We start from the raw sequence: 3730 nt of genomic DNA on the forward strand, positions 1-3730 counted from the left end.
CATCTGCGGATGCTCGTCCTCGGGGTGTGCCCCTTGCGCGCCGGTCGACGGCGGCCGCGGTCGCGGCTTGGGCGCCGGTCCGGTGTTGCGCCGCGCCGGCATCTGCGCCCGCGGCGCGTGCCGATAGGCGTTGCCCTTGTGCATCCCGCCCGCATAGCCGGACGAGCCGCTGCCGCGTGCCTGCCCCTTGCCCGCGGCCTCCTGCGCTTCCCGCGCCTGCTGGGCCTCGGCGCCTTGACGCGCGCGGTCGAGCTTCATTTCTGGAACACCGCCGTGAAGAGGTTCTCGCTGAACTTCATCAGCGTCGAGCCCGCCCACGGCGCCGTCACCACCACCACGCCGGTCACCGCCAGCAGCTTGATGCCCTGCGAGATGCTCGAATCCTGCAGCGACGTGATCGCCTGGAAGAACGACACGATCAGCCCGATCAGCGCCGACACCACCACCGCCGGCAGCGACAGCAGCACGCACATCATCAGCGCCTCGGACGTCAGTTGCACCACCACGTCGTAGTTCATGGCTCCATCTCCTCGCGGACGCTCATCGGTAGGTCAGCACCAGCCCGTGCACCAGCCGCGACCAGCCGTCCAGCGTGACGAACAGCAGCAGCTTGAACGGGATGGCGACGTTGCTCGGCGTCACCTGCGACAAGCCCATCGCCAGCAGCACGTTGGCGATGACGATGTCGATCACGATGAACGCGAGGTAGAGCAGGAAACCGATGCGGAAGGCCGCCGTCAGCTCGCTCAGCAGGAAGGCCGGCGCCAGCACGATCAGGTCGTCCTTCTTCAGCGCCGCGGCCTTGTCGGCCGGCCAGATGATGGCCGCCGACTTCAGGAAGAACTGCTTCTCGCGCTCCTCGGCGTGCTTGTCGAGGAACTTGCGGAAGGGCTCGCGCGCCGAGTCGGCCGCCTCCATCAGGGTCTGCGTGCTGGAGCCGCCCGCGGACGCGGCGCTCATGCCCTTGGTCGCCTCGATGAAGACCGGCGCCATGATGTAGCAGGAGATGATGATCGCCACGCCGTTGAGCACCATGTTCGGCGGCACCTGCTGCACGCCGATGGCGTTGCGCAGCAGGCCTAGCACGATCGAGATCTTGGTGTACGAGGTCACCACCATGGCCGCGAACGGCAGCGCCGCCAGCGCCAGCAGCACCAGGAAGAGGGCGACCGGATCAGCGTGCTGCAGCGGCGTCATGCGCGAACTCCAGCCGGGTGATGCGCACGCCGAGGTGCTCGCCGATGGCGATCAGCTGTCCCGTGCCCAGCGTGCGGCCGTGGCAGACCAGGCGCACCGTCGCTTCGCGCAGCGGCACGTCCAGCTCGACGGCGTAACCCGGCTGCATGCTGGCCAGCTCCGCCAGGCTGACGCGCGCGGTGTCCAGCTCGAAGGCCACCGGCAGCTGCAGCTCGTCGAGCGAGCCGGCCGATTGCGGGGCCTCCGAGCTGGCTGACGTCGGATCCGCGGCCTCGAAGGCGGCCGGGTCGTCGGAAATGGCGGGCGGCTCGGCAAGGTGCACGGTGAACTCCTGGGGATCGATGTGAAGGGAAGCCCGCAGCGCGCGGCCCACGCCGCAGCGCAGCAGCGGAGGCTGGCCGCCGGCAAGGACGGTGTCGCCTGGACGCAGGCCGCGCAGTACCTCGAGGGGCAGGGCGCGCGTGAACAGGCGGATGACTGGACGCAAGGGCAAGGCGGCGAGCGGGCTCAGGTCGACGCCGGACGCGGCGACCGTAGCGATGACGCGCTCCAGCACCGCCGGATCGGCGTGCAGCAGCGCGACGGGCATCGCGCCGCCGACCACGATGGGAACAAGACGCGGCGATACATTCGCGCCATCGCGCGTCGACGCAGTGGCAGCCGAGGTCCCATCGGGAAGAGGCTCGCCAATCGGCTCGATGTCCACGATACGCAGCGCGCCCAGCATTGGCGCGAATGCCTCCGCCCAGCCCGCCAGCAGCAGCGTGACGACCGCGCAGGCCGAGTCGCGCGGCTGGTGCGCGCAGGCGAGCTGCAGCGCAGGTGAGTCGACGGCATCGAGTCCGATCTGGAAACGGCCGTGGATCGATTCGATCGTGAGCCGCCACGGCATCGCTTCGCGCTGCCGGGCGATGCCGATGCCTGCATGCTGGATGGTCGCGCGCAGCCAGTCGGCAAAGCGCGCATCGTGCGCGACGCGCGAGATCGTGGCGTCGGCCGGGCTCATGGTCGGCAGGCGGTCGACCAGCGTGGTGAGGTCCGCTTCGGACGAAACCGACGCGGGCAAAGCTGCGGAGGATGACGGCCGGTTCATGTGATGTCGATCTCGATGTGGCGGTCGCCGGGCAGCGCGCGGACCAGCAACGCGCGCAGCTGCGACTGGTGGGCGGAAATTAGGGCGAGCGAGCGCGTCGACTGCGTGCTGAAGCGAAGCGTCAGTTGGTGAGGCGAAAACGACAGACGCAGTTCGGTGTGAGGCAGGGTCTCGGCATCCACCGGCACCTGGATGGTCCAGCTGTGGAAGTTGGGCTCGCTGCTGCGGCACAGCGTCGCGACCGTGTCGGCGAGCTCGCGCTCCCAACCCTCGGGCAGCGGCGTCCACGCCACGTGCGGGATCGGCATCGGGGGCGCGGTCACGGTCTGGTCGAGCGCGGTGTCCTGTTCGGCTTCCTGCGCTTCGCTGGCCTCGCGCGCCCCGGCCTCCGCGACGGCGATCACAGGCGCTCGCGGGCGATGGCCGTCGACGAGAAGCGCGCCGTCGTTGCGCGACGCATCCTTCTTGCGGGAGGGCGAGCCCGACTCCTTGCGGTCGTGGCGATCGGTGCGATCGGTGCGGTCCGAACGTTCCCGTGACGGCACGGCGACCGCTGCGACCGAGGCGTGCATTGCCTCATGCCGTGGCGGCGGGGCATGTTCCGGCGGAGGCGGCGGGGCCGTCGACTCCGGCGTAGCCTCGGTCGAGGACGTCGCCCGGCGCACGGCGCCGAGCGCGCGATGGAAGCGCTCCACCTGGCGCGCGTCCACGGGCAAGGGAAGCGGCGGGAGCTGCGGCTCCGCGACGACGAGACGCCGGATACGGCGGATCTCTTCGTCGTTCATGGTGATCCGATCACGCCCAGGTCGCCGGGATCAAGCGGCGACGCGGCCCAGCGGCCGCAGCTCGACCTGGTTGCCCAGCTCCTGGTACGAGTAGACGCGCAGGCCTTCCATCCGCGACTCGATGATCTTCTTCACGTAGCGCCGGATGTCCATCGACGTGATCACCGCCACGCCGGCTTCCGGGGACTCGCCGGCGATGCGCATCACCTTCTCGGTGATCGCCGCGGCGCTCTCCGGCGGCATCGCCAGGTAGTTGCCGGTGGGCGTCGGCTTGATGCACTGGCGGATCGCCTGTTCGACGCCCGCGTCCAGCAGGATGGCCGACACGTAGTTGCGCCCGCCGCTGGCCTCGAAGGCGAGGTAGCGGCCGAGGTCGCCGCGCACGTACTCGGTCAGCAGCAGCATGTCCTTCTCCTTCGGGCCCCAGGTGATGAGGCTCTCGAAGATGGTGCGCACGTTGCGGATCGGCACCTGCTCCTCGAGCAGGCGCCGCATCACCTCGGCGATGCGCTGCACCGGCAGGATCTTCTGCACCTCGGCGACCAGGCCCGGATAGTCCGCAGTGGCCTTGTCGACGATCCACTGGATCTCCTGCACGCCCATGAACTGGTGGGCGTTGCGGCGCAGCAGCAGCATGACCTGGCGCGCCATCACC

Annotated in this window: 5 protein-coding genes and 1 pseudogene; all 6 read right to left on the bottom strand. The window is 69.7% G+C overall.

What is annotated here, in order from left to right; genetic code table 11:
- Nucleotides 1-258, bottom strand: a pseudogene (locus VF536_RS04685) (hypothetical protein); the annotation flags it as partial.
- On the bottom strand, nucleotides 255-518 hold the full coding sequence (sctS, locus tag VF536_RS04690; RefSeq protein ID WP_088404105.1) for a type III secretion system export apparatus subunit SctS: 264 nt from the start codon (nucleotides 516-518) through the stop codon (nucleotides 255-257). The pseudogene VF536_RS04685 and the gene sctS, both read right to left, overlap by 4 nt.
- A 22-nt stretch (nucleotides 519-540) precedes the next feature.
- Nucleotides 541-1197, bottom strand: coding sequence for a type III secretion system export apparatus subunit SctR (sctR, locus tag VF536_RS04695; protein ID WP_331613644.1), 657 nt, complete (start codon nucleotides 1195-1197; stop codon nucleotides 541-543).
- Nucleotides 1175-2263 (bottom strand): FliM/FliN family flagellar motor switch protein, encoded by a 1089-nt coding sequence (locus VF536_RS04700; RefSeq protein WP_331613645.1) that lies wholly within the window; start codon nucleotides 2261-2263, stop codon nucleotides 1175-1177. The genes sctR and VF536_RS04700 overlap by 23 nt, the downstream gene beginning before the upstream one ends.
- Before the next feature lie 23 nt (nucleotides 2264-2286).
- The gene (locus tag VF536_RS04705) at nucleotides 2287-3075 is read right to left on the bottom strand and encodes a type III secretion HpaP family protein (protein ID WP_331613646.1); all 789 of its coding nucleotides are present in this window, start codon (nucleotides 3073-3075) and stop codon (nucleotides 2287-2289) included.
- A 30-nt stretch (nucleotides 3076-3105) separates the two neighbouring features.
- Nucleotides 3106-3730: FHIPEP family type III secretion protein (locus tag VF536_RS04710; protein WP_331613647.1), on the bottom strand; the 625-nt coding region annotated here is incomplete at its 5' end.

Source organism: Roseateles sp. (genome assembly GCF_036486225.1).
In the GTDB taxonomy this organism is placed as follows: Bacteria; Pseudomonadota; Gammaproteobacteria; order Burkholderiales; family Burkholderiaceae_C; genus Roseateles.

Coding starts and splice junctions, on each gene's coding strand:
- sctR (WP_331613644.1), bottom strand. CDS start 1,197: ATGACGCCGCTGCAGCACGCTGATCCGGTCGCCCTCTTCCTGGTGCTG.
- sctS (WP_088404105.1), bottom strand. CDS start 518: ATGAACTACGACGTGGTGGTGCAACTGACGTCCGAGGCGCTGATGATG.
- VF536_RS04705 (WP_331613646.1), bottom strand. CDS start 3,075: ATGAACGACGAAGAGATCCGCCGTATCCGGCGTCTCGTCGTCGCGGAG.